This is a genomic window from Cupriavidus sp. GW821-FHT02F09 (genome assembly GCF_059421605.1).
Map to the genome: position 1 here is coordinate 1 of NZ_JBWKVH010000119.1, position 562 is coordinate 562.

Genomic DNA, 562 nt, shown 5'->3' on the forward strand with positions numbered 1-562 from the left:
AGAAGCTGTTGCGAAATTACCCATTGGGTCTGTTAACTTTTTCGAGCCGGTGTTAACTTCCTGTCTTGTTTTGCCTGACAGGAAGCGATGCCCAGAGAACTGATAGACGACGAGCTGTGGTCACTCATCGAACCGTTGCTGCCGGCGCGTGCGCCGCGCAGCCGCCGATATGCAGGGCGCAAGCCGACGCCGGACCGAGCGGTGCTGACCGGCATCGTGTTCGTTCTGCGCTCTGGCATCGCCTGGAACCTACTGCCGCAAGAGATGGGCTGTGGCTCGGGCACCGCATGCTGGCGGCGGCTGGTTGCATGGCAGGAAGCTGGCGTCTGGCAACGCATCCACCAGACACTACTGGCCGAACTGCGCCGTCGCGGCCAACTCGACATGGCGCGCGCCATTGTCGACAGTTCCTCGGTTCGCGCCATGCTGGCGGGAAAAAAACCGGCCCGAACCCAACGGACCGACGCAAGCTCGGCAGCAAGCACCACCTCATCGTCGACGCGCAAGGCATCCCGCTCGCGGTCATCCTGAGCGGCGCGAACTGCAACGACATCACGCAACT

General features: G+C 62.5%; 1 pseudogene. It reads left to right on the forward strand.

Annotated features, from left to right (window positions below):
* Positions 1 to 87: 87 nt before the first annotated feature.
* Positions 88 to 562, forward strand: a pseudogene (locus tag AC07XB_RS39050) (IS5 family transposase); the annotation flags it as partial.